This is a genomic window from Pacificitalea manganoxidans (assembly GCF_002504165.1).
GTDB classification, from domain to species: Bacteria; Pseudomonadota; Alphaproteobacteria; order Rhodobacterales; family Rhodobacteraceae; genus Pacificitalea; species Pacificitalea manganoxidans.
In genome coordinates, this window is sequence record NZ_CP021404.1 from 2141390 (window position 1) to 2165617 (window position 24228).

General features: G+C 66.2%; 22 protein-coding genes and 1 tRNA gene. 15 read left to right on the plus strand and 8 right to left on the minus strand.

The annotated features are described in order from the left end of the window. A complete protein-coding gene (locus CBW24_RS09730; protein WP_374708983.1) occupies positions 1–426 on the minus strand; it encodes a phage holin family protein in 426 nt (141 codons plus the stop codon). After that, entirely contained in the window at positions 423–1010 is a 588-nt protein-coding gene (locus tag CBW24_RS09735) for a hypothetical protein (protein WP_088661813.1), read from the minus strand. Before CBW24_RS09735 ends, CBW24_RS09730 begins: the two co-directional genes overlap by 4 nt. A 333-nt stretch (positions 1011–1343) precedes the next feature. On the opposite strand from CBW24_RS09735, the gene CBW24_RS09740 reads away from it, so the two are divergent. Together CBW24_RS09740 and CBW24_RS09745 are read left to right on the plus strand one after the other, a co-directional pair. Continuing rightward, positions 1344–1736 (plus strand): hypothetical protein, encoded by a 393-nt coding sequence (locus CBW24_RS09740; RefSeq protein WP_097373466.1) that lies wholly within the window; start codon positions 1344–1346, stop codon positions 1734–1736. Positions 1737–1791: 55 nt separating this feature from the next. Continuing rightward, the gene (locus CBW24_RS09745) at positions 1792–2496 is read left to right on the plus strand and encodes a L,D-transpeptidase (RefSeq protein WP_097373467.1); all 705 of its coding nucleotides are present in this window, start codon (positions 1792–1794) and stop codon (positions 2494–2496) included. 988 nt (positions 2497–3484) lie between these two features. Here CBW24_RS09745 and CBW24_RS09750 read toward each other — a convergent pair. Then, positions 3485–3568, minus strand: a tRNA-Leu gene (locus CBW24_RS09750). Between the two features lie 74 nt (positions 3569–3642). Continuing rightward, complete coding sequence (gene ypfJ, locus CBW24_RS09755; RefSeq protein WP_097373468.1) at positions 3643–4506, minus strand: KPN_02809 family neutral zinc metallopeptidase; 864 nt, start codon at positions 4504–4506, stop codon at positions 3643–3645. Between the two features lie 134 nt (positions 4507–4640). Between ypfJ and CBW24_RS09760 the strand changes: the two genes are divergently transcribed. Further along, positions 4641–5219 carry a YqaA family protein gene (locus tag CBW24_RS09760; protein ID WP_088661809.1) on the plus strand — a complete coding sequence of 193 codons (579 nt, stop codon included), beginning with the start codon at positions 4641–4643 and terminating at the stop codon, positions 5217–5219. Beyond that, positions 5216–5695: a disulfide bond formation protein B gene (locus CBW24_RS09765; protein WP_097373469.1), complete on the plus strand. Its 480-nt coding sequence runs from the start codon at positions 5216–5218 to the stop codon at positions 5693–5695. The genes CBW24_RS09760 and CBW24_RS09765 overlap by 4 nt, the downstream gene beginning before the upstream one ends. Positions 5696–5702: 7 nt before the next feature. Here the strand turns inward: CBW24_RS09765 and CBW24_RS09770 are convergent, their stop codons facing one another. After that, complete coding sequence (locus CBW24_RS09770) at positions 5703–6581, minus strand: helix-turn-helix domain-containing protein (RefSeq protein ID WP_097373470.1); 879 nt, start codon at positions 6579–6581, stop codon at positions 5703–5705. Between the two features lie 274 nt (positions 6582–6855). Between CBW24_RS09770 and CBW24_RS09775 the strand changes: the two genes are divergently transcribed. The 6 genes from CBW24_RS09775 to CBW24_RS09800 are packed head-to-tail and all read left to right on the plus strand — an operon-like array spanning position 6856 to position 13322. Then, complete coding sequence (locus CBW24_RS09775; protein WP_157773188.1) at positions 6856–7152, plus strand: ATP-binding cassette domain-containing protein; 297 nt, start codon at positions 6856–6858, stop codon at positions 7150–7152. Positions 7153–7170: 18 nt separating this feature from the next. Continuing rightward, on the plus strand, positions 7171–8619 hold the full coding sequence (locus tag CBW24_RS09780; protein WP_097373472.1) for an aldehyde dehydrogenase: 1449 nt from the start codon (positions 7171–7173) through the stop codon (positions 8617–8619). A gap of 25 nt (positions 8620–8644) precedes the next feature. Then, on the plus strand, positions 8645–9697 hold the full coding sequence (locus CBW24_RS09785) for a TRAP transporter substrate-binding protein (RefSeq protein ID WP_232529672.1): 1053 nt from the start codon (positions 8645–8647) through the stop codon (positions 9695–9697). Continuing rightward, complete coding sequence (locus tag CBW24_RS09790) at positions 9694–10215, plus strand: TRAP transporter small permease (RefSeq protein ID WP_232529674.1); 522 nt, start codon at positions 9694–9696, stop codon at positions 10213–10215. The genes CBW24_RS09785 and CBW24_RS09790 overlap by 4 nt, the downstream gene beginning before the upstream one ends. Further along, complete coding sequence (locus tag CBW24_RS09795) at positions 10208–11566, plus strand: TRAP transporter large permease (protein ID WP_088661804.1); 1359 nt, start codon at positions 10208–10210, stop codon at positions 11564–11566. Before CBW24_RS09790 ends, CBW24_RS09795 begins: the two co-directional genes overlap by 8 nt. 1 nt (position 11567) lies before the next feature. Continuing rightward, complete coding sequence (locus CBW24_RS09800; RefSeq protein ID WP_232529676.1) at positions 11568–13322, plus strand: thiamine pyrophosphate-requiring protein; 1755 nt, start codon at positions 11568–11570, stop codon at positions 13320–13322. 530 nt (positions 13323–13852) lie between these two features. Here the strand turns inward: CBW24_RS09800 and CBW24_RS09805 are convergent. Further along, on the minus strand, positions 13853–14722 hold the full coding sequence (locus CBW24_RS09805; RefSeq protein ID WP_097373473.1) for an NAD(P)-dependent oxidoreductase: 870 nt from the start codon (positions 14720–14722) through the stop codon (positions 13853–13855). Between the two features lie 80 nt (positions 14723–14802). On the opposite strand from CBW24_RS09805, the gene CBW24_RS09810 reads away from it, so the two are divergent. Beyond that, positions 14803–17271, plus strand: coding sequence for a penicillin acylase family protein (locus CBW24_RS09810; RefSeq protein WP_097373474.1), 2469 nt, complete (start codon positions 14803–14805; stop codon positions 17269–17271). A 108-nt stretch (positions 17272–17379) separates the two neighbouring features. Here the strand turns inward: CBW24_RS09810 and CBW24_RS09815 are convergent, their stop codons facing one another. Together CBW24_RS09815 and CBW24_RS09820 are read right to left on the minus strand one after the other, a co-directional pair. Next, complete coding sequence (locus tag CBW24_RS09815; protein WP_088661801.1) at positions 17380–18207, minus strand: inositol monophosphatase family protein; 828 nt, start codon at positions 18205–18207, stop codon at positions 17380–17382. A gap of 427 nt (positions 18208–18634) precedes the next feature. Beyond that, positions 18635–19204, minus strand: a complete 570-nt coding sequence (locus tag CBW24_RS09820; RefSeq protein WP_097374195.1) for a peptidoglycan L,D-endopeptidase MepK — start codon at positions 19202–19204, stop codon at positions 18635–18637. A 396-nt stretch (positions 19205–19600) separates the two neighbouring features. Between CBW24_RS09820 and CBW24_RS09825 the strand changes: the two genes are divergently transcribed. From CBW24_RS09825 to CBW24_RS09840, 4 genes are all read left to right on the plus strand, one after another. Then, complete coding sequence (locus CBW24_RS09825) at positions 19601–21313, plus strand: L,D-transpeptidase family protein (protein ID WP_097373475.1); 1713 nt, start codon at positions 19601–19603, stop codon at positions 21311–21313. A gap of 124 nt (positions 21314–21437) precedes the next feature. Next, positions 21438–22604 carry a UDP-3-O-(3-hydroxymyristoyl)glucosamine N-acyltransferase gene (lpxD, locus tag CBW24_RS09830; RefSeq protein WP_097373476.1) on the plus strand — a complete coding sequence of 389 codons (1167 nt, stop codon included), beginning with the start codon at positions 21438–21440 and terminating at the stop codon, positions 22602–22604. A 44-nt stretch (positions 22605–22648) separates the two neighbouring features. After that, entirely contained in the window at positions 22649–22921 is a 273-nt protein-coding gene (locus CBW24_RS09835; RefSeq protein WP_088661798.1) for an acyl carrier protein, read from the plus strand. A gap of 69 nt (positions 22922–22990) precedes the next feature. Next, the gene (locus tag CBW24_RS09840; protein ID WP_088661797.1) at positions 22991–24199 is read left to right on the plus strand and encodes a beta-ketoacyl-[acyl-carrier-protein] synthase family protein; all 1209 of its coding nucleotides are present in this window, start codon (positions 22991–22993) and stop codon (positions 24197–24199) included. Positions 24200–24228: the final 29 nt, after the last annotated feature.

Genomic DNA, 24228 nt, shown 5'->3' on the forward strand with positions numbered 1-24228 from the left:
TTACACCGCCTCTTTCACGGCCTCGCCATCACGGCGCACGTTCTTTGCGGTCCGCGTCGGCGCGAGGGATTTCAGTTTCAGGTCATTAAGACCCTTCTTGGCCAGCAGACCGGCGATCACGGCGAAGAGAACGCCCACGATCAGCGCGGACCAACCGGCATCGATGCCCAGTTCGACAAGTCCTGCGACCAGCGCACTGGCCAGCACGTTCAGCGCGGTCAGCAGGATCACCACACCGGCGACAATCATGCCGACAGCAGCGCCCGCCTTGCGGAGGTTTTCGTCAACCTCGGCGCGGAACAGGTCCATCTCGCCGCGCACCAGCTTCGTCACTTGGGCAAGCACATCGCCCACAAGACCGCTGGTTTCGCGGATCTGGTGGCGAACACCCTCATCGCCATGGGGAGTATTGGGGTCGGTCATCAGTAGGCTCCTCCGATCTTGGGCGCGGTGGACGGGCCACCGGGTGCCGGGGTGCCGGTCGCCGGAGCGGCGCTGGCAGGGGTCTGGGTGATGCCGCCGGAGACAGGCGTGGCGGCGGGCGTCGTGGCAGGCGTGGTCGCGGGCGACGACACGGCGGGCTGCGGTGTGCCGGCCTTGGCAAAGCGCGTCACGGCAAACCCGGCCAAAGCCGCACCGCCAAGAAACGCCAGCGGATTGCGCCGGGCGAAGTTGCTGACTTCGCTGGCAAGCTCACCGATGTCACGGTCGCGCACGGCGTCGGACGCATCGGCAAGGCTTTCGGCGATCTGGCCAAAGGTCCGCTCCTGCGGGGAGCCGCTGCGCATGGATTCGGCGGCCTTGCGCAGACCGTCCGCGATACCGCTGATTTCCGACGCGGCGCTGTCCTTGGCGCTTTCGGCGCGGCTTTCGGCCTCGCTGCGGGCGCGGGTCGCGGCGTCACGGGCCAGCGACTTCGCGTCATCGGCGACACGGCGCGCGGCGTTTTCAGCATCGGCGCGCGCTTCGCTGCCGGGCGCGCTGGGGTTTGTGGGGTCTTGATGGGTCATTGGGATTTCCTCCGGTTTCAGGCGATAACGTTCACGAGAAACAGAACGACGACGACCAACCCGACGAGGTAGATGAGGCTATGCATGGGACGTCCTTCTTTCTGGGTGCCGGGGTTCGTCCCGGCTTCTGGCAGGACAACGTCATTTCGCGCCTCGCGTTCCGTTCACTGCAAAATGAATAGACAGCATCGGCGCGTGTCCGGGTCCGCGCCCCTCCCGCGCGCGCCAACAACCATTGCGTGCGAAGACCGCCCTACGCCGTCGTCCGTGGCCCCGTTCACATTCGCGACAGCCCGATGGACAGCCCCGCGCGCCTGCGGCAAGGATCGGACCATGCGCGCGCTTCGCACCCTATTCCTGACCCTGTTGGTGGTCAGCCTCCTACCATGGGGGGCCTATCACGCCCGTGCCCGCACGGTGGCGGAGCCGGAGGTGACCCTGCGCGTCGCGGATATGGTGGTGGATGAACTGGACGGCGTCGAACTCGCACGCCGCCCCGTTTTGCGCAGCACCAGCGCCGCCCCGGCCCCCCGGGTCGAGATCCGCGCCCAGCGATGCCGCACCGCGACCCTGCCCGGCGCTGGCTGCGGCGGCGATCACGCGCTGATCGGCGTGCCGCCCACCCTGCCCCGGTCCGAACGCGAAGCGACCCTGCTGCCCGCGGACACCACCCTGCGGCCCAGCCATGACGAGGCACCGCCCCGCTCCCCTCCGCGCATCGGTTGATCGGCACGACAGGCGCCCTGCGCGCCATCCCGATTGACTGAGCAAGGAGATACCCATGTTGACCAGACGCAGCTTTGCCGCGCTCGGCGCGGTGGCCGGACTGTCCGCCTGCGCCCGCGTCCCCGAAGAGGCCCCGTCGCGCGCGGTGGCGACCCCCGCCGCCGCCCCGATCCCGCCGCTTCCGGATTTTTACGGTGCGATCACGACCGAGCCGTTTCCCATCCCCGCCATCCCCGAAGGCGTGCTGCCCCCGGAATCGTGGCGGCGCGAAATGCCCAACCCGTGGCCGGACCGGCGCCGGGGCACAATCATCATCGACCCTGACGCGGCAGTGCTGCATTTCGTGCAATCGCCTGAACAGGCCATGCGATACCGCGTCAGCGTTGGCGCCGAAGGCTTCGCTTGGGAAGGCACCGCGCGGTTGCAGTTCACCCGCAAATGGCCGCGCTGGAAAGTGCCCGCGACAATGATCGAGCGGCAGCCGGAGCTGGAACCCTATTCCGTCGCCAATGGCGGTATGGACCCCGGCCCCGATAACCCGCTCGGCGCCCGCGCCCTTTATCTGTTCAAAAACGGCAAAGACACGCTTTACCGCGTGCATGGCGACGCGGTCCCGCAGGAATTGGGTAAGGCCGTGTCGTCAGGCTGTATCCGAATGTTGGATCAGGACGTGATCGATCTTTACGACCGGTCGGTTCACGGCGCCGAGGTGACGGTGCTGCCGTCGATGAAACCGCAACAGGTCAGCCAGCTTTATTGAGCGGCCCGCTTTACTCAGACGACACGCGCTGCCCCGAAGATTATTTGAATATGCGGGATCGGGGCAGCGCGAAACAGTCAGCGTAAAAGATCTTATTGCAACTGCTGAGTGCTTTAAGCAGGATAGCCGCTAATTTATCCCTAATTGGAGCCCAACCGCAGGCTCTTAAAAGGACATGATGTATGCCCGACAGACTATACGTTAGCGGACTTTGGCACGTGAGCGAGAATAAGAAGCGTGACGCGAGCCATTACCAAAATCTCCTGCCCGGAACACTGGAGCTCCTAGCGGGCTCGAAATTGATATTCTATACCGACATCGTCGAAGTGAGGGATCAGGTTGCTAGCCTTGCAAACCGGCAGCGCATCGACGTTGAGTTCAAAGATGTCAGCATTCGACATCTTCCGGCCTGGAAACATTCGCAAGACGCTGTTGAAGCATGCCAACTGATGGCCCTTGACCTCATCCCCAGACCGTCAAGCTTCGGTCGCGAAAAAGGAACTATACATTACTGGCGAGATCTCAAGGGCAGCGGAGCAGATGCATACCGAAAAATTTTAGCCATTTGGCTAAGCAAGGTAGCGTTGACAACCAGAGCAGCAGAAGTTGCACAACAGGAGTCAGTCGCTTGGGTCGATGCGTCCGTTTCTCGCTTCAACAAGAAAAGAAAGAAGTGGAATTTTACAAAAGACGCCGGAAGCTCGCATCAGGTTTCCCACTTCGGCAGTAATATGAACTTTTATGGAGATAGACTGCCGCTTAACGCCAGTTACCTCGAAGCCCATCCGTCTACCTGGGCGCAGGTCGAGAAAATGTATAGCGACATGTCAGTTCACGCCCTCCAAATGCCGTATGGGCACGATGAAGAAACGATTTTAGGTCAATGTGTGAAAGCTCATCCTCAAATGTTCCGTAGAATAGACGGAAATTTGCAGCCGACTTGGAGGATGTGGCGCCAGAGTATCTTAAAAAAACCAGCAAACACAGCTGGTACCCGAGGCCGGACTCGAACCGGCACGCCTTGCGGCGGGGGATTTTGAATCCCCTGCGTCTACCATTCCGCCACTCGGGCCGGGGCGGAGCGCGCTGCTCCGATTCCCGCGCGGGCAGAGGTAGCAAACCCCGCGCCCGCGCGAAAGGGGAATGTCACAATTGGCGGGCGCTGAACGTATCGCATTGCGCCAGTTCCCCGCTTTCATAACCGCGCGCGAACCAGCGCTGACGCTGCTCGGCGGTGCCGTGGGTGAATGTATGCGGCTGCGGCACCCGGCCTGCATTGCGCTGCAACACATCATCCCCGATCTGGCGGGCGGCATTCAGCGCCTCGTCCACATCGCCGGGCTCCAACGAGCCGAAACGGGCCTCCGCCCGCTGCGCCCAGAGCCCCGAAAAACAGTCGGCCTGCAATTCGATCATCACGCTGATGCGGTTCGATTGCGCCTCGGACGCGCCCGCGCGGGCACGATTGGCTTCGGGCAGGATGCCCAGTTCGTTCTGAACATGGTGGGCGATTTCATGCGCCACGACATAGGCGGCGGCAAAGTCGCCATCCGCGCCCAGACGATCACGCATCGTGGCGAAAAACGCGGTGTCCAGATAGGCCTTTTTATCCGCCGGGCAGTAGAACGGCCCGGTCGCTCCGGACGCGCCGCCACAGGGCGACGTGGTGCGCTGCGAAAACAGCACCAGCACCGGCGCGTCATAGCTGCGGCCCAGTTGCCGGTCGAAAATCTCGGTCCAGACCTCTTCGGTGTCGGCCAGAGTGACGGCGACGAATTCGCCCGCGGCTTGTTCCTGCGCGGTCAGTTCCCGGGTCTGCGTGGTCTGCGTGCCGCCGCCCAGCCCGTCCTCCAACAGTGGCGTTACATCGATGCCAAGGAAATAGCCGATGGCGAGAACCGCCAGAACCCCGACGCCCCCGACACCGCCCAACCGGATGCCGCCGCCGCCACCGGATCGACCGCGCCGATCCTCGATATTCCGGCTTCCCCGCCGTCCACGCCATTTCATCTGTTGTCACGATCCTCTGTTGGGGTCCCGGGTCAGCGGCGCCCGCGCGGGTCTGTGATCGCCGGTCCGGGATCATCACTTGACCCCGCGGCCGCTGCGTGGTGCATGGCTCGAAAACGCGCCGAGGCCTGAACATGTTCCGCCCCCTCTACGACTGGACTTTGGCACAGGCCGGGCACCGCCACGCGCTGTGGGTTCTGGCCGCCGTATCCTTCATCGAAAGCTCGGTCTTTCCAATCCCCCCTGACGTGCTGATGATCCCGATGATCATCGCCCGCCGCGACCGCGCCTTCCTGATCGCGGCGGTGGCGACGGTCGCGTCCGTGCTGGGGGGGCTTCTGGGCTATGGCATCGGGATGTTCGCCTTTGACGCGGTGGGCCAGCCGATCCTCGCCTCGCTGGGCAAGGCCGACGCGATGGCCGAATTCGCCACCCGCTTCAACGATCACGGGTTCTGGGCGGTTCTGATCGCCGGGCTGACCCCCTTCCCCTACAAGGTCATCACCATCATGTCGGGCGTCACCGCGATGCCTTTGGCCACATTCGTCGTCACCTCGATCGTGGCGCGGGCGCTGCGGTTCTTCATCGTCGCGGCGCTGCTGTGGAAATTCGGCCCGCCCGTGCGCGATTTCATCGAGCGGCGTCTGGGCCTGATGATCACCCTCTTCCTCGCGATTCTGATCGCGGGTTTCGTCGCAGTGAGGTTCCTATGACACGCCAATTCTCCGTTTTGATCGCTGCCGCCGGATCGGCCCTGTTGCTGGCCGGGGCGTGGACGTTCCAAGCGATGGGCTATCTGCCCTGCGCCATGTGCTATTGGCAGCGCTGGCCGCATATGGCGGCGGTCGTGATCGGGATCGCGGCGCTGCTGATCGGGGTGCGCAGCGGCGCGGGCCGGGCCTTGGCATGGCTGGGGGCGTTGGCCGCCGCGATCACCTCGGGCATCGGCATGTTTCATGCCGGCGTGGAGAAAAAATGGTGGCCCGGCCCGTCCTCCTGCACCGGATCGGGTCAGGATCTCGGCACGCTCAGCGGGGCGGATCTGCTGGCCACCGACAGCGCACCGCGCCTGATCATGTGCGATCAGGTCAGCTGGGAAATGTGGGGCCTCTCCATGGCCGGTTGGAACGCGCTGTTCTCGCTGATCCTCGTGGGTATCTGGGTCTACGCCGCCACCCGGCGGGCTTGAGTGCTTCTCACGGCCACGCCGCAAAAGAGCCATCCGCCGCCCCCTCCCGTTTGCGGATGGAGCGGCGCAGCCGCCCCGGCGACACCCCCTCCATCCGAGTGAAAAAGCGGTTGAAGTAGGCGGGATCGGCAAAGCCCAGCCGGAACGCCACCTGCGATACCTGCATTTCCGAGCCCAGCAGCAATTCGCGCGCGTCCCGGTGCAGTTCGCGGTGGATATAGGCCTGCGGCGACAGCCCCGTCGCGGCGCGACAGATCCGCCCCAGCCGGTCGCGTCCGATCTCCAGCCGCCGACAGTAATCCTCCACCGTCCAGTGATCGCGGCAATGCAGCCCGACCAGCAGCACGAACCTGTCGGCAAGGCTGCGATCCGCCGTGCCCGCCGCGATGTTTTGCTTGCGCGCCAGCCGCCACAGCCGGATCAGCACCAGTGTCAACTGATGTTCGACCATCGCCAGATGCCCCGGCTCGGAGGCGTGCAGCTCCGCCCGGATCTCGGCCAGCGACTGGGCCAACTGCTGGCGCATCTCGGCATCGGTCAGCGGCAAAACCAGCGCCTGCGCCAGCATCCGCCGCAATTCATCCCCGAACGCCGCCGTGGGCACCCCGCGCGCCAGCACCGCCTCCGGCAGTTCCAGCACCTCGCCGCTGCTGCCGGGGTGAAGCGACAGTTTCTGCGCCGCGCCGGGGGGCAGCCAGATCAGGCGCGGGGCATCCACCTGCCGCAGTTCCCCGCCGCTGGTGATGTCACCGCCCCCCGCGACCGCCACGACCAGATAGCCCCGCTCCGCCCGCAGACCGAACGCGCGGCTCTGCAACCCCGGTCGCAAGGCGTGGGCGACGGGCAATTGCCGCCGTGGCATCCGGGCCGTGGTCGTGACGCGCATTACAAACTCCTGAAATTGGCCGCGCGATTTGCAGCATCTGTGCAATTTCTAGCAACACCCGTGCATTTTCGCATCCTCTTTCGTCGAGTAGCGTCAATTCACTGATCCATGCCCGGAGATTTTCGGGCCGCTGTCGGGAGGACAGGCGCATCGGGTCATCGTGGGAGGACATCATGATCAGACTTACCCGGCGCGCAGCGCTGCACGTCATGGCCGCGCGCGTCGTCTCCGCAGCCTGATCGCGGGCACCATGTCCGGCGGGGCACAGCAGAGGGTGGCGAACGGACGGGCGCTGACGTCCACCGCCGATCTGCTGCTGCGCGACGCGCCAAGCCTCGGGCTGACGCCGATCGTGGTGCAGCAGGACTTTGCCGCGCGTGCCGGGATCCGCGCCACGGGCCTGACGGGGATCATGGTCGAGCAAAACGCCCGCGCCAGCCTGAAGCTCGCAGATCGCGGCGATCTGATCGGCGCGGGGCGGATCGTAGGGCACGGCACCGCCAGCGCCCTGTCAGAAAGTTCAGACGTGCAAGCGGCCTTTCTGGGCGGCAGCACGGTGAAAACGGAATGAGAAACGGAGGGTAAACCCTTGGATACACTAGATCTATTCATTGCAGGCAAGATGGTTCCGGCCAGCAACGGCGCTACGTTCGAGCGCGCCAACCCGGTGACGGGGGCCACCGCCACCCGCGCCGCCGCTGCCACTGTCGAAGATGCCCGCAGCGCGGCCGATGCCGCCGCAGCGGCCTTCCCCAAATGGTCCGCCACCCCGGCGGGCGAGCGGCGGCGTATCCTGTTGCGCGCCGCCGATGCGCTTGGCGCGCGCACCGATGACATCGTCGCCGCGATGAAAGACGAAGTCGGCGCGACCGAAGCATGGGCACGGTTCAATTGCATGCTGGCGGGCGAAATGCTGATCGAGGCCGCGGGCCTCACGACGCAGATCAAGGGCGAAATCGTGCCTTCGAACCGCCCCGGCACCACCGCCTATGCCACTCGTCAGGCCGCAGGCGTCGTGCTGGCGATGGCCCCGTGGAACGCGCCGGTGATCCTTGGCGTGCGCTCTATCGCGACGCCGCTTGCCTGCGGCAACACGGTGGTGATGAAAACCTCCGAACTTTGCCCGCGCACCCACGCGCTCATCCTCGAAGCGGTGGCCGAGGCAGGCTTCCCCGAAGGGGCGGTCAACGCCATCTCCAACGCCCCCGATGACGCACCCGAGATTGTCGAAGCGCTGATCGCGCACCCGGCGGTGCGGCGCGTCAATTTCACCGGCTCCACCCGCGTGGGCCGGATCATCGCCGAAAGCGCCGCGCGCCACCTGAAGCCCGCGCTGCTGGAACTGGGCGGCAAGGCCCCGCTGGTCGTGCTCGACGATGCCGATCTCGACGCCGCCGTCGCGGCTGCCGCATTTAGCGCCTACATGAACCAAGGCCAGATCTGCATGTCGACCGAACGGATCGTGGTGGTCGATGCCATCGCCGATCAGTTCGTCGAAAAATTCGCGGCCAAGGTCGCCAGCCTCACCGCAGGCGATCCGCTGGAGGCCGCGCATCCGCTGGGCTCTCTCGTCAACACCGCCGCTGCCGAACGGGTCGAAGGCCTGATCGAAGACGCGGTTGCCAAAGGCGCGACGCTGATCGCGGGCGGCGGCGAGGGCACGATCCTCAACGCAGCCGCGCTGGACCGCGTGACGCCGCAGATGCGGATCTACAGCGAAGAAAGCTTTGGCCCCGTCGCCGCGATCATCCGCGCCAGCGACACCGACGAGGCCGTGCGCATCGCCAATGACACCGAATTCGGCCTGTCGGCTGCGGTGTTCGGGCGTGACACCGCCCGCGCGATGGCCGTGGCGCAACGGATCGAAAGCGGCATCTGTCACGTCAACGGCCCGACCGTGCATGACGAGGCGCAAATGCCATTCGGCGGCGTGAAGGATTCGGGCTACGGTCGCTTCGGCGGTGTCTGGAGCGTTGCCGAATTCACCGAGCTCCGCTGGATCACCGTGCAGGACGGCCCCCTGCACTACCCGATTTGACCAAGGGCCAATGGGAGGACCCAACATGACAACCAAGATGACCTATAAAACCCTGCTCGGCGGCGGACTTGCCGCATCGCTGCTGGCGCTTACCGCTGGCACCGCCTCGGCGCAGGATTATACCTTCCGTCTGCATCATTTCCTCGGTGCGCAATCGCCCGCCCAGACCCAGATGCTGGAGCCGTGGGCCCGCGCGGTGGAGGAAAACTCCGGCGGTCAGGTAAAGATCGAGATCTTCCCGTCCATGACCCTTGGCGGGCGCCCGACCGAACTGGTCAGTCAGGCCCGTGACGGCGTGGTCGATCTGATCTGGGTGGTGAACGGCTACACGCCGGGGCTGTTCCCGCGCACCGAAGCGTTCGAACTGCCGACCGTTTATCTCAACGATCCGGTCGCCACGAACCTTGCCATGTTCGACATGTTTGATGGCAGCTTGGCCGAGGATTACCGCGGGCTGGAGGTGATGTTCCTGCATGTCCATGCCGGTCAGGGCATCCAGATGGCCAGCAAGGAGGTCCGCAGCCCCGACGATATCGCCGGGACCGATCTGCGCATCCCCACCCGCACGGGCGCATGGGTGATCGAGGCGCTCGGCGCCAACCCGGTCGCGATGCCGGTGCCGGAATTGCCGCAGGCCCTGTCGAAAGGCGTGGTCGACGGCGCCTTCATCCCGTGGGAAATCATCCCCGCCCTGAACGTTCAGGATCAGACCGACTATCAGATCGAAGGCGCGGACATGACCCGCTTCGGCACCACCACGTTCCAGGTGTCGATGAACCAAGGCCGCTGGGACGGTCTGCCCGAAGACATCCAGAAAGCGTTCCGCGACGCGTCGGACCGTGACTGGGTGGCGGAGGTCGGCCAAATCTGGCGCGACATCGACAATGCGGGGATCAAGGTCGCGACCGATGCGGGCAACACCCACATCACCCTGACCGAAGACGAGACCGCCGCGTTCATGGACAAACTCGGGCCGGTCGTTGACCGCTGGGTCGAGGAGGTCTCGGGCCAGAATATCGACGGCGCCGCGCTGGTCGAAGAAGCCCGCGCCGCGATCGAGAAGAACGCCGCGCAATGACCGAGATGCGCCTTGGCGCAGACCGCACCGGGTTTTCCGGTGCGGTCGCGCGCATCGTGGCCGGGTGGGCATTGCTGGGCGGGCTGGTCCTGCTAGTGGTGATCGCGGTCAATATGATCTCGGTGATGGGCGCGGTGTTCGGCCATCCCTTTCCCGGTGATTTCGAACTGACGGAAATGGGGGTCGCGATCGCGGTTTTCGCTTTCCTGCCCTATTGTCAGATCACGGATGCGAATGTCACCGCAGATATCTTTACCGCCCGCGCCGGGCCGCGGCTGCTGGCCGCGCTGCGTGCGCTGGCCTCGCTCATCGCGTTTCTCTTCGCCGCGATCCTCGTCTGGCGGATGTCCGACGGGATGCTCGATCAGCGCGAATACAATTATGCCACGACGATCCTGCAACTGCCGATCTGGCTGGCCTATCTGCCGATCCTGCTGTCGCTGGCGCTGCTGGTGGCCGCGTCGCTGGTGACCCTGACCGAGTCGCTCCGCGCGACCCAAGGAGGCCGCAATGGCTGACGCCGTATCCATCGGGCTGGGCGCGCTTGCCCTGCTTGTCGCGCTGATCGCGATCCGTATTCCCATCGCCTATGCCATGATCCTCGTCGGCGGCATCGGCATCGCCATCGTCAACGGCCCGGCCGTGCTGCTGAGCCAGTTGAAGACGCTCGCCTACGGGCAGTTCTCGGTCTACGACCTGTCGGTGGTGCCGATGTTCATCCTGATGGGCGAACTCGCCGTGGTCGCCGGGCTGTCGCAGGCGCTGTTCCGGGGCGCGAATGCGTGGCTGGGCTGGATGCGCGGCGGCACCGCAATGGCCGCCATCGCCGGCTGTGCGGGCTTCGGCGCGGTCTGCGGCTCCTCGCTCGCCACCGCCTCCACGATGGGCAAGGTCGCCCTGCCGGAGCTGAAGCGCTACAACTATTCCGGCGCGCTCGCCACCGGCAGCCTTGCGGCGGGCGGGGTACTGGGCATCCTCATTCCGCCCTCCGTCGTGCTCATCATCTACGCCATCATCGTCGAGGCCAACATCGTCACCATGTTCGCCGCGGCCCTGCTGCCCGGCCTGCTGGCGGTGCTGCTGTTCATGCTGACCATCGCGCTCTACGTCCTGATCTTCCCCAAGGCGGGGCCCAAGGGCGGCGCCGCGGACCGGCGCGAATTCATCGCCGCGACGCTGGGCATGCTGCCCGTCATCGTGATCTTCGGTCTGGTGCTGGGCGGGATTTATGGCGGCTTTTTCAATCCGACCCCGGCGGCAGCCGTGGGTGTGGTGCTGGTGTGGATCTACGGCGCGTTTCGCGGGCGGATCGGCTGGGCGGCGATGAAGCTGGCGCTGCTGGCGACCGCAGGCACCACCGGCATGATCTATCTGATCCTGCTCGGCGCGGAATTGATGAAGATCTTCATGTCCCGCATCGGCCTGCCGCAACAGGCCGCGCAATGGATCGCCGAGGCGGGATTTTCGCCGATGATGGTCATGGTCATGCTGCTGTTGGCGCTGATCGTGCTGGGCTGCCTGATGGACAGCCTGTCGATGATCCTGCTGGTGATCCCGTTTTTCTGGCCGATGCTGCTGGAACTCAACGGCGGGCTCTATCAGGGCGCGGATGGCGCGGGCTTCGGCATGTCGACCGCCGATCTGAAAATCTGGTTCGGGATACTTGCGCTGATCGTGGTGGAGTTGGGGCTGATCACGCCGCCCGTGGGCATGAACGTGTTCGTCATCTCCGCGCTCGCCAAGGACACCCCGATGATCGAGACGTTCAAGGGCGTCGCTCCTTTCTTCATGGCAGAACTGCTGCGCGTAGGGCTGATCTTGGTGTTCCCCGCGCTGACACTGTGGCTGCCGCAACTCTTGGGAGGCTGACATGGAAAGCATGACATTGCCCGAAACGATCCCCACCCGCCACAATGCCGACACGCCCGCCGAGGCCGAAACGATGGCGGCAGGCGGCGCGATCTTCCCCCGGCTGAAGGCGCTCGGCGTCGATTACGTCTTTGCCAATTCCGGCACGGATTTCCCGCCGATCATCGAAGGGCTGGCCGAGGCCGCCGCGCTTGGCATCGACCTGCCCCGCGCCGTGGTGATCCCGCATGAACATGCCGCGATGGGCATGGCGCATGGCTATTACCTAATTTCCGGTCAGGCGCAGGCGGTGATGCTGCACACCAATGTGGGGCTGGCCAACGGCTCCATCGGGGCGATCAACGCCGCCTGCGAACATGTGCCCATGGTGCTAATGTCGGGCCGCACGCCAGTGACCGAAGAGGGCCGTTTTGGCGCGCGCACCGTGCCCATCGGCTGGGGGCAGGAAATGCGCGACCAGACCGCGCTGGTGCGCGAGGCCGCCAAATGGGACTATGAGCTGAAGTTCCCCGAACAGATCGCCGGTCTGCTCGACCGGGCCCATGCCATCGCCAATTCCACGCCGAAAGGGCCGACCTATCTGTCGATCCCGCGCGAGGTGCTGTGCGAACCGACCCCGCGCGCCGGGCTCGACGCCGGGCCCTCGATGCAGCCCGCCACCACCGCGCCCGACCCGGCCGCCATCGCGCAGGCCGCCGAATGGCTGCGCGAGGCCCGCGCGCCGCTCGTCATCGCCCAGCGTGGCGCAGGCGATGCCGACAGCTTCGCCGCGTTTTCGGCATGGGCCGAGGCGTGGGGCATCGCCGTGTCGTCTTGGTGGGCCACCCATCTGGCCTTGCCCACCGATCATCCCTGCCATGTCGGCGCCGATCCCGGCCCGTGGATGGCCGAGGCCGATGTGGTCGTCGTGCTGGATTGTCTGGCACCGTGGTGGCCCGATAAGCATAAGCTCGCCGCCGATGCCCGCGTGATCCATATCGGACCTGACCCGCTCTTTGCCCGCTATCCGGTGCGCAATTTCCGCTCTGATCTCAGCATCACCGGCGAAAGCGCCGCGACCATCCCGGCCCTGATCGCCGCGATGGGAGACGCGCCTGACAGCACCGCGCCGCGTCGCGCAGCCCTTGCGGAGGCATCGGATCTGGAGCGCGCCCGCCTGTCGCAACTGGCGCGGATCGATCCGGCCTCGGCGGGCCTGACCAAGGCGCAGGTGAGCCGCGCGCTGTCGGATGCACTGGGAACGCGCAAATCCAGCGTGTTTTCCGAACTGGGCACCCAGCTTGGCGCGCTGGAACGGCGCGCGCCCCAGTCGTGGTTTCAGGAGCCGCATTCCGGCGGGCTTGGCTGGTGCTTCCCCGCCGCGCTTGGCGCGCAGCTTGCCGACCCGGACCGGATCTGCGTGGCGACGATGGGGGACGGCTCCTACATGTTTGCCAATCCCACCGTGTGCCATCAGATCGCCGAGGCGCTGGAACTGCCGGTTCTGATCCTTGTCCTCAATAACGAGGAATGGGGCGCGGTGCGCGGCTCCGTCGCCGGGCTCTACCCCGATGGCCATGCCGCGCGCGCCAATCAGATGCCGCTGACGGCGCTCAGCCCGGTGCCTGATTTCACCGCAACCGCCCGCGCCAGCCGCGCCCATGCCGTCCGGGTAGACACCCCGGCCGAGTTGCGGCCCGCGCTGGATGAGGCGCTGCGCGTGGTGCAGGAAGACCGCCGCTGCGCGCTCCTCGACATCCGCATCCTGCCGGACTGACCCAAGCCCCCGCCCCTCGGGGCGGGGCGCATCGCAGGCCCGAGGGCCGGTGACGATTGCGCGTGGGTAACCTGACAACAGAGCCTGCGCGTGGGATGGCGCCGAAACGGTTGAGCGGCGCGCTTTATAGCGCAACCAACCTCCCCGCCCCGAGGTCAGCGAGCGATAACAAAGCGCCAGCCCGCCGCGACGGGCAGGCGCTCGCTCTCGCGGCCTTTGGCCTTGTCCGAGAGCGGTTGCGCTCAGTTCAGAGGCAACGAGGCATAGCTAATCCGAGTGCAACGCCAGCCTGCCCGTGGGATGGCGCCACAACACCTGAACGGCGCGCTTTATGGTGCAACCAACCTCTCCGCCCAAAGGTCAGCGCGAGGTGGCCAAGCGCCAGCCCGCCGGGACGGGCAGGCGCTCGCCCGCGCGCTTCGCTTGTTCGCGGGCGGGTGCGCGCAGCACAACGGTAGCCCGCCCGTGGGATGGCGCCCCACCGACCAAGCCCCACGCTTTATCGCGACACGTCCCCCCCCGGCACCTGCCTATTTCTGCGTCAGCCTGCGGATCAGCGCCGAGGTGTCCCAGCGCCCGCCGCCCATCTGTTGCAGATCCTTGTAGAACTGATGCACCAGCGCGGTCACGGGCAGTTGCGCGCCGGTTTCCTCGGCGGTCTGCAGGCAGATCCCCAGATCCTTGCGCATCCAGTCCACCGCAAAGCCGTGCTCGAAATCATCGTCCAGCATCGTCTCGTGGCGGTTCACCATCTGCCAGCTGCCCGCCGCGCCGCCTTTGATCACGTCTACCACCGCGCGCCCGTCGAGCCCGGCCTTCTCGGCAAAGGCCAGCCCCTCGGACAGGCCCTGCACCAGACCCGCGATGCAGATCTGGTTGACCATCTTGGTCAGCTGACCCGCGCCACTGTCGCCCAGACGCCGGACGGTCTTGCCATAGGCGGCCATGATCGGTTCGGCGCGGGCAAAGGCCTCGGCCTCGCCGCCGCACATCACCGACAGCACGCCGGTGGTCGCACCGCCCTGCCCGCCCGATACCGGCGCATCGACGAAACTGATCTGACGGGCGGCCGCGGCCTCGTGCATCTCGCGGGTGACTTCGGCCGAAACGGTCGTGTGATCGACAAAGATCGACCCGGACTTCATCCCCGAAAACGCGCCCTCCGCACCGGTGCAGATCATCCGCAGGTCGTTGTCGTTGCCCACGCAGGACATCACGAATTCGGCACCTTCGACCGCCTCCGCCGGGGTATGCGCAAAGCCGCCGCCATAGGTGTCCACCCAGTCCCGCGCCTTTTGCGTGGTGCGATTATAGACCGTGACCTCATGCCCGGCGCGGACAAGATGCCCTGCCATCGGAAACCCCATCACGCCAAGTCCAAGGAATGCGCATCGTGCCATGGGTTTATCCTCCCCCACCGTTGTCTTACCCTTCCTGTCTGAGTAAACGCTGCCACCATCGCGTCAACCCGAGGGATGTCATGGCCCGAACTTTCCGCTGGCTTCTGCGCATCTTCGTGGCGGTCTCGCTGCTGGCCCTGACCGGGGCGATGGGCATCTATTGGCTCGCCGCGCGCTCGCTGCCCGATTACGACGCCACCCACGAAGTCGCCGGCCTGACCGGCCCCGTCGAAATCGTGCGCGACCATGCCAACGTGCCGCATATCTTTGGCGACAGCGATCCTGACGTGTTCTTCGGTCTGGGCTTTGCCCATGCGCAGGACCGGCTGTGGCAGATGACGGTGATGCGCCGCACCGCGCAGGGCCGCCTGTCAGAACTGTTCGGCGCGCGCACCCTGCGCACGGATGAATTGCTGCGCCGCATGGATCTCTACGGTGCCGCCGTCGCCTCGGTCGCCGATCAGGACGCCGCGACGCGCACGGCGCTGGAGGCCTACGCCGCCGGGGTCAATGCGTGGATCGACACGGTGAACGAGGACGCGCTGGGGCGCGGTGCCCCGGAATTTTTCCTGTTCACGCCGGAAATTCAGCCGTGGCGGCCCGCCGACAGCATCGCCATTGTCAAGCTGATGGCCCTGCAACTGACCTCCGCCATGCCGCAGGAGGTGCTGCGCGCCCGTGCCTCGCTCGCCCTGTCGCCGGAGCGGCTGCGCGACATCCTCCCCGATGCGCCCGGCACGCCGGTTACCGCGCTGCCGCAATATGGCAGCCTGTTCCCGAACCTGCCCGCCAACACCCCGCTGGTGCCGCGCGACGGGGAACATGGCTACGCGATGCTGCCGGTGCCAGAGATCGACCTTGCCGGCGCATCGAATGCCTGGGCCGCCGCGCCCGATCGCTCCGCCGCTGGCGGCTCGCTCCTCGCCTCCGACCCGCATCTGGGCCTGTCGGCCCCGTCGATCTGGTATCTCGCCCGGCTCGAACTGGACACGGGCGGGGTGATCGGCGGCACCATTCCCGGCATCCCGATGGTGCTGAACGGACGCTCCGACGCGCTTGGCTGGGGCATCACCGCGACGGGCATGGACGACCAAGACGTATTCATCGAGGAGGTGAACCCCGCCGACCCCGCGCAATATCGCAGCCCGCGCGGCTGGGTTGATTTCGAGACCCGCCGCTCGATCATCCGGGTCAAGGACGCAGCCCCCGTGACCGTCGAATTGCGCCGCACCCAGAACGGGCCGGTCATGCCGGGCGGGCATTTCGGGCTGGCCAACGTGACCCCGCCGGGCCATGTCGCGGCACTGGCATGGACCGCGCTGGACCGCGACGACCGTTCACTGTCGGCGGCAATGGGTCTGATGCATGCGCGCACGGTGGATGAGGCCATCGACGCGATGGAGGATTTCGTGGCGCCCGCGCTGAACCTCACCCTCGCCGACCGCAGCGAAATCGGCTTCAAGATGGTGGGCAAGCAACCCGCCCGCTCCGCCGATCAGCGCGGACAGGGGCGCATCCCGTCGCTGGGCTGGCAGATGGCGAACCGCTGGCAAGGCACCCTGCCCTATGCCGAAAACCCGGAGGTCCGCGAACCGGCCAGCGGCATTCTTGGCAACACCAATAACAAGATCACCGACCGGCCTTTCCCCAATCACATCACCTTCGACTGGGGCGACACGCAGCGCATCCAGCGCTGGCAGAAGCTGATGCAGGACCGGCAGGTCCACACCCGCGAAAGCTTCATCGACGCGCAGCTCGACACCGTGTCGTTTACCGCCCGGTCGCTGCTGCCGCTCATCGCCGCCGATCTGTGGTTCACCGGCGAGGCCGCCGAGGACGGCACCCCCGAACGCCAGCGTCAGCGCGCGCTCGAACTGCTGGCCAACTGGAACGGCGAGATGAACGAGCATCTGCCCGAACCGCTGATCTACGCGGCGTGGTTGCGGCAGCTTCAGACGCGGTTGATCCGCGACGAACTGGGGCCGCTGGCCGCCGAATTCCACCACCCCGACCCGATCTTTATCGAGCGGGTGTTCCGCGACATCGACGGCGCGTCCGCATGGTGCGACGTGGTGCAAAGCGCGATCACCGAAACCTGCACCGACCTTGCCCGCATCGCGCTGGACGAGGCGCTGATCTGGATCGGTGAAAACCATGGCCGCGCGCTGGAATCCCTGCGCTGGGGCGATGCCCATATCGCGCGTCACGACCACGCCGTGCTGGGCGACGTGCCGGTGCTGAAATGGATCGTCAACATCCGGCAGAGCACATCGGGCGGCGACAACACGCTGCAACGGGGCCAGACCATCGGCACCGGGCCGGAACCCTTCGCCAATGTCCATGCCGCGGGCTATCGCGGCGTCTATGATCTGGCCGATCCGGACAGCTCGCTATTTGTGCTGGCGACGGGGCAATCCGGGCATCCGCTGAGCCGCCATTACGACGATCTGGGCGAGCTGTGGCGGCGCGGCGATTACATTCCGATGTCGCTCGATCCCGAATTGGCCCGCGCCGCGGCGGTCGGGGTGACGGAGCTAATCCCCGAATAACCGCCCGTATCCCTGGGGGCCGCGCCAGTAAAACCTAAAACGCCGCCCGCGGTTGTCCGGGGGCGGCGTTAATTTAGGGTGCGGTCCGGGTGCGATCCGGCGCGCAGGTCAGAGCAGCGGCGTGAAATGTGCGTGCACGGCATCCCAATGCTCGCGCGAGGCGGCAGCAAGCAACGTGCCATCGCGCACACCGGGGCCGTAGCTGCGCCCATCGAGCATGGCGACATGACCGCCCGCCTCCTGCACCAGCAACACCCCCGCCGCGTGATCCCACGGCCAAAGCGTGCCCGACAGCGCAAACCCGGCATGCCCGGCGGCGATCGTGCGGTATTCGTGGCAGGCGCAGCGCAGCGACAGGATGCGGCGGAAGGACGGGAAGCTGGCTGCGATCTTGGACTGGCGCTGCTGCGGCATCATCGGCAGCGGCACATAGCCCACCATGTCAGGCAGCCGTTCAGGCGCACGGGTCTGCAACCGCTGCGGCGCGCCGCCGCGCCGGTTGTGCCATGCGCCCTCGCCCTTATGCGCGGTCATCCAGTCATCGTTGACCGGATCGTAAAGCAGGCCAAACTGGGTTTCGCCGTTGAAGCTGACCGCCAGCATCACGCCAAAGGTCGACAGACCCGACGCGAAATTCCATGTGCCGTCCACGGGATCGAGGATCACGCACCAGCCGGGTGCGCCGGGTTCGTCGAGCAACGCGGGATTGCCGACCGAGGCTTCTTCGCCAAGGAACCGCGCTTCGGGCAGGATATCAGACACCGCTTCAGTGATGATCGCCTCGGCGGCGAGATCGGCTGCGGTGACCAGATCGTCCGGACCGGATTTGGCCCGGATATCCTCGGCGCCCATTGCGCGGAACCGGGGTAGGATCTCGGACTTGGCGGCCCTTCGGACGGCCGAAACAAGCGCTTCGGCAATGCGGGGGTCGAGCATGGGATCGTCTCCGACTACTGTCCAGGCGCGCGGCGGTGCCGTGGCGCGTCTCCGGGGGATCGGGCGTCAGTCGCCGCCCAGCCGGAGCGCCGCCGCGCTCGCGCGAGGGGTGCCCTGTGTGGCCCCGAAAGGCAAGCGCCAATGGCTGCAATCGCAGCAAAACCCGACGACAGGCAGCGGGAGCCGCTGTAATTGCACGCGAATTCGGCGCGCGGGGTTGATCGTGCCGCCCCCAAGGCGGCGTTATGAACGCGCCCGACCCGGCCCGCCGCACGCAGCAGGCCCGGTGGTCTGGAATGGCGACCGCGCCGAAATGGCGCGGGCATAACATGTGTAGAAGGGAAAGAGAGAGGCAGGCACCGACCGGATCCCACGGCCGCCCAAACCGTCACAGGGGGGACGGGGCGGCCGGATCGGGGTCAGCGGATCAGCTGCCCCAGCTGCGGACCGGGCCGCAATCCATGTGCACGAAGTTGGAGCCGGAATAGCGGCCGACACCGCCAGCATTGCAAGATGCCGCAGCGCGCGCCATCTGGCTGACCGAACGGGAGCCCAGACGCAGGTCGGCGGCCTTGCCGGTCATGTGAAGGGAGCTTTTCGCCACGCCGGAGGACCGGGCGCGCAGCATCGCGTTGGTGGCGGGGGAGCGGTAGCCGGAGAGCAGAACGTAAGGTTCGCTCACATCCAGCAGGGCATGGGACGCGGCCATGATATCGAGGGTGCGGGTGTCGATGCGGATCACTTCGTTGCGGCGCCAGTCCCGCATGAAGTGGTTCACCTCGGCCAGCGCGTCGCCGATATAGTCGCCTTCGACCCAGTAGATCGTGTCCATGCTTTCGCCGGTGCGACCGTTATACATCTTGATCCGGCGGATATCGCCCGCGCCTTTCAAGAAGCCGAAAGCGTTGGCATAAGTCGGTGCTGCGACGAGCGAGGTGGCGGCAAATGCCTGCAATAATCCACGCCGAGAGACACCCTTGGAGGCTGTGTTGTCCATGGTCGGTCCTGCCTGTCCCGTTTCCTTGGACCGCACGTTGGCGGCCCCTTTATTCATCTCATCCCCAGATGTGCGATTGTTATAGGTCATGCAATTTCTCCGGCCAAGGGCGCATTAGAGTGGCGCGTTACTCATGCGGGTCAGTAGGCAAGAATTTGCTTAACACCGGGTGAGCGTTGCAAATTTACCAAGGCCGGAGACGAAACTCACAGCCCATAATATAAGGCGTGAGCGGACCGTGAGCGCCTAAACCACTGAAAAGCCTGACATCACAGCCTAAAATTCGAGCAAAATGCGCACCAACAAAGAGTTCCATGAAACTTTTGTTGGTGGACAGGTGATGAGCCGGGTGAGACTCTTGAAACAAACGACATCACCCCCGCCGAGGTGCTCCCCATGACGATCTCCCCGCCCCGCTTCGCGCCCCGGACCCGCGCGCGCCGCCCGCTCGCCGTGCTGTTTGGCACCGCTGCTCTGCTCACCTTGCCGCTCGCCGCCCTGCCCGTCGCGGCGGTCGCGCAGTCGAGCCTGTCCGCCCCCGTCCAAACCGCCCCCGCCCAGACCACCGCCGCCGAAGGCACGGTCCGCGGGCTGGCCAAAACCGCCGCCTTCAAACAGGCCATCGCCGCCGCAGCGGCCGAAGACGAAGCGATTGCCACATTCTATCGGCAGACCGATTACCAGCAGATCTTTACCGGACCTGACGACGCCGCCCGGCGGGAGGCATTGCTTAGCGCGCTGGCAACGGCGGGCGATCACGCGCTGCCCGTGGCTCGCTATGATCTGAACGGATTGATGCAGACCCTGCGCGATGTGCGCAGCCAGCGCGATCTGGGCCGGGCCGAGGTCGCCGCCGCGCGCGCCTTCCTGAGCTACGCCCGCGATGTGCAGACCGGCGCACTGGAGCCGAGCCGCGTCGATTCCGGTATCGTGCGGGACATCCCGCGCCGCGACCCGGTCACCCTGTTGCAGGACTTCGCCGACGCACAGCCGCGCGCCTATATGCGCGGGCTGGCGCCGCGCACCCCGGAATATGCCCGCCTGATGAAAGAGAAGATGCGCCTTCAGCGTCTTATCGCGGCGGGTGGCTGGGGCGAGGCCGTGCGCAGCGGCGCGCTCAAACCCGGTGCCGAAGGGGCCGAGGTCATCGCCCTGCGCAATCGCCTGATCGCGATGGATTACCTGCCCCGCACCGTCAGCGTCAGCTATGACGCCGCCATGCAGCAGGCCGTGCAGCGGTTTCAGGCCGATCACGGGCTTGAAACCGACGGCGTGGCCGGTCCCTCGACATTGCAGGAGGTGAACGTCCCCGCCAGCAAACGGCTCGAGTCGGTCGTCGTCGCGATGGAACGCGAACGCTGGCTGAACTTCGACCGGGGCAGCCGCCATGTGCTGGTCAACATCGCCGATTTCAGCGCCAAGATCGTGGATGACGGCGAGGTCACCTTCCGCACTCGCTCCGTTGTCGGGGCGGATGCGTCGGACCGGCGCACGCCGGAATTCTCCGACCAGATGGAACACATGGTCATCAACCCGACATGGCATATCCCGCGGTCGATCGTGACCAAGGAATATCTGCCGCAGATGCAGCGCAATCCCAATGCGGTCAGCCATCTGAACGTGGTCGACAATCGCGGGCGCGTGGTGCCGCGCGGGGCCGTGAATTTCCGTGCCTACACCGCGCGCACCTTCCCCTTTGCCATGAAACAGCCGCCCTCGCAGACCAATGCGCTGGGGCTCGTGAAATTCATGTTCCCCAACAAATACAACATCTACCTGCATGACACGCCGTCCAAGAGCCTGTTTGCCCGCGAAAGCCGCGCGTTTTCCCATGGCTGCGTCCGGCTCGGCGATCCGTTCGATTTCGCCTATGCGCTGCTGGCGCCGCAGACCGACAATCCCGAGGCGTTCTTTCAGGCCAAGCTGCGCAGCGGGCAGGAAACCACGGTAAAGCTGGATCAACCGGTGCCGGTGCATCTGATCTACCGCACCGCGGTGGCGGAGCCGCAGGGTAAGATCAACTTCCGCCGCGACGTCTATGGCCGCGATGCCCGTCTCTTTGACGCGCTGGTCGCCGCCGGGGTGGTCTTGTCCGATCTGGAAAGCTAAACCGCAAGGGTGCGCCGCGCCCTGCCCCGCCAGACCTTTGGGACCGGGCCGCATTGCGCGCCCGGTCTTTTCATGTCCGGTCCGGTCACCTCAGTGCAGCCCGCACCATGTTTGGGAGAACGCGATGAGCCGTCGAGGCACCGATCACAGCATTGCCGAGATCGCAGCCGCGCTTGGCGCCCGGCACGCAGGCGACGGCACGCTGCGGATCACCGGCGCGGCAGAGCCCGCACAGGCCGGTCGCGGTCATCTGGCCCTCGCGATGGACCCGCGCTACGCCGACGGTCTGGCACAGGGGCAGGCCCGCGCGGCGGTGCTGTGGGATGGGGCCGATTGGCAGGCGCTGGGGCTCGATGCCGCGATCTTTGTTGCGCGCCCGCGCTATGCGATGGCCGGTCTGACCGCCCATCTGGCCGCCCCGCGCGCCATTCCGCCCGGCATTCACCCCTCTGCCGCGATTGACGCCAGCGCGCTGATCGGGCCGGGCGCGGCCATCGGTCCGTTCGTCAGCATCGGCCCCGGCGCGCGCATCGGCGCCAATGCCCGCATCGCCGCGCAGGCCAGCATCGGTGCGGGCGCGGTGATCGGGGCGGATGCGCTGATCCTCGAAGGTGTGCGGATCGGCCATGACGTGCGCATCGGCGACCGGTTCATCGCGCAGCCCAATGCGGTGATCGGCGGCGACGGGTTCAGCTTCGTCACGCCGGAACCCGGCGCGGTCGAGGCCGTGCGCCGCAGTCTGGGCGATACCGGCGGCGCCACGCAATCCGCCTATGCCCGCATCCATTCGCTGGGCGCGGTCGCAATCGGCGATGATGTCGAGGTGGGCGCGAATGCCTGTATCGACCGGGGCACCGTCGCCGACACGGTGATCGGGCGCGGCACCAAGATCGACAACCTCGTGCAGGTCGGCCACAATGTCCGCGTGGGCGAGGATTGCCTGCTCTGCGGCCAGACCGGGATCGCGGGATCGACCCGGCTGGGCAATCGTGTCGTGCTGGGCGGTCAGGTCGGCGTCACCGATCACCTGACCATTGGCGACGACGTGATCGCCGGGGCGGGCACCTTGCTGCGCACCAATCAGGCCAAGGGCCGGGTGATGCTGGGCAATCCGGCGATGCCGATGGCGGCCTCCGTCGAAAGCTACAAAGCCCTGCGCCGCCTACCCCGCCTGCTGGCACGGCTGGGCGCGGAACGCGGCACGGGGCGCGGCACAGAGCACAGCGCGGAGCGCGGCACGGGGGCCACAGGCGACAACAACAGACTTCCAAACCGGGGCGAGACCGACTAAATGACCGGCAACAGGCACAGGCAGTTACCAGAAAGGCCCCGCGCATGAGCGAGACCGTCAAAGACAAGGTAATCGAGATCATCGCCGAACAGGCCGTGCTGGACAGATCCGACGTGACGATGGACGCGACGCTGGAGGATCTGGGCATCGACAGCCTCGGGCTTGTCGAAAGCATCTTCGCCATCGAGGAAGCCTTCGACATCGAAGTGCCGTTCAACGCCAACGAACCCGAACAAAGCGATTTCGACATCTCCTCCGTCGCGGCCATCGTCGGCGCGGTCGAGGGGCTTGTCGCCGCGCAGCATCAGGGCGCCTGACCGGCCCGCGCCGGCGTGACGGGCCGCCGACCACCGGCCCACCACCGCAGAGCAGACCAAGGGAAGCGTATGAAACGGGTCGTCATCACCGGACAGGGCACGGTCAATGCGCTTGGCATGAACGCGCCCGACACCTGCGCCGCGCTGGCCGAAGGGCGCTGCGGCATCAGCGCCATCAATGTCCGCGACGTCGAACGCCTGTCGATCCGCATCGGCGGGCAGGTGCGCGGGTTCGAGCCTGAAGACTACTTCAACCGTCAGCAGATCGCGCTCTACGACCGGTTCACCCAATTCACCGTGCTGGCCGCGCGCGAGGCGATTGCCCAATCCGGCATCGATTTCAGCGGCGATCTGGCGCTGGAGGCGGGCGTGGTGCTGGGCACTGCCGGGGGCGGCGTGAACACGTGGGACGAAAATTACCGCACCGTCTATGAGGACGGCAAAAACCGCGTGCATCCCTTTGTCGTGCCGAAGCTGATGAACAATGCCGCCGCCAGCCATGTGTCGATGGAAAACAACCTGATGGGGCCGAGCTTCTCGGTGTCCACGGCGTGCTCGTCGTCGAACCACGCGATGGGACAGGCGTTTCACCTGATCCGCGGCGGCGTCACCCGCGCCATGGTCACCGGCGGGTCGGAGGCGATGCTGTCCTTTGGCGGGATCAAGGCTTGGGAAGGCCTGCGCGTCATGTCTCGCGATGCCTGCCGCCCGTTTTCCGCCAACCGCAACGGCATGGTGCAGGGCGAAGGCGCTGCCGTATTCGTGTTCGAGGAATACGAGCACGCCCGCGCCCGCGGCGCCGAAATCCTTGCCGAGGTGGTGGGTTTTGCCATGACCTCGGACGCCGCCGATATCGTCATGCCGTCCAAACAAGGGGCAGCCCGCGCGATTGCGGGCGCGCTGCGCGATGCCCGGCTGAACCCCGACCAGATCGGCTATATCAACGCGCATGGCACCGGCACCGCCGCCAATGACAAAACCGAATGCGCCGCCGTGGCCGACGTGTTCGGCGCGCATTCCGATGCCTTGATGATCTCCTCCACCAAATCCATGCACGGCCATCTGATCGGCGGCACCGGCGCGGTGGAATTGCTGGCCTGCATCATGGCGCTGAAGGACGGGATCATCGCGCCCACCATCGGCTACGAAGAGCCGGACCCCGAATGCGCGCTCGATGTCGTGCCGAACGAGGCGCGCGAGGCGCAGGTGGATGCGGTGTTGTCGAACGCGTTTGCCTTTGGCGGGCTGAACGCGGTGCTGGCCCTGCAAAAGGTCTGAACGCCGCGCGCGCCGTCGGCGCAGCACCT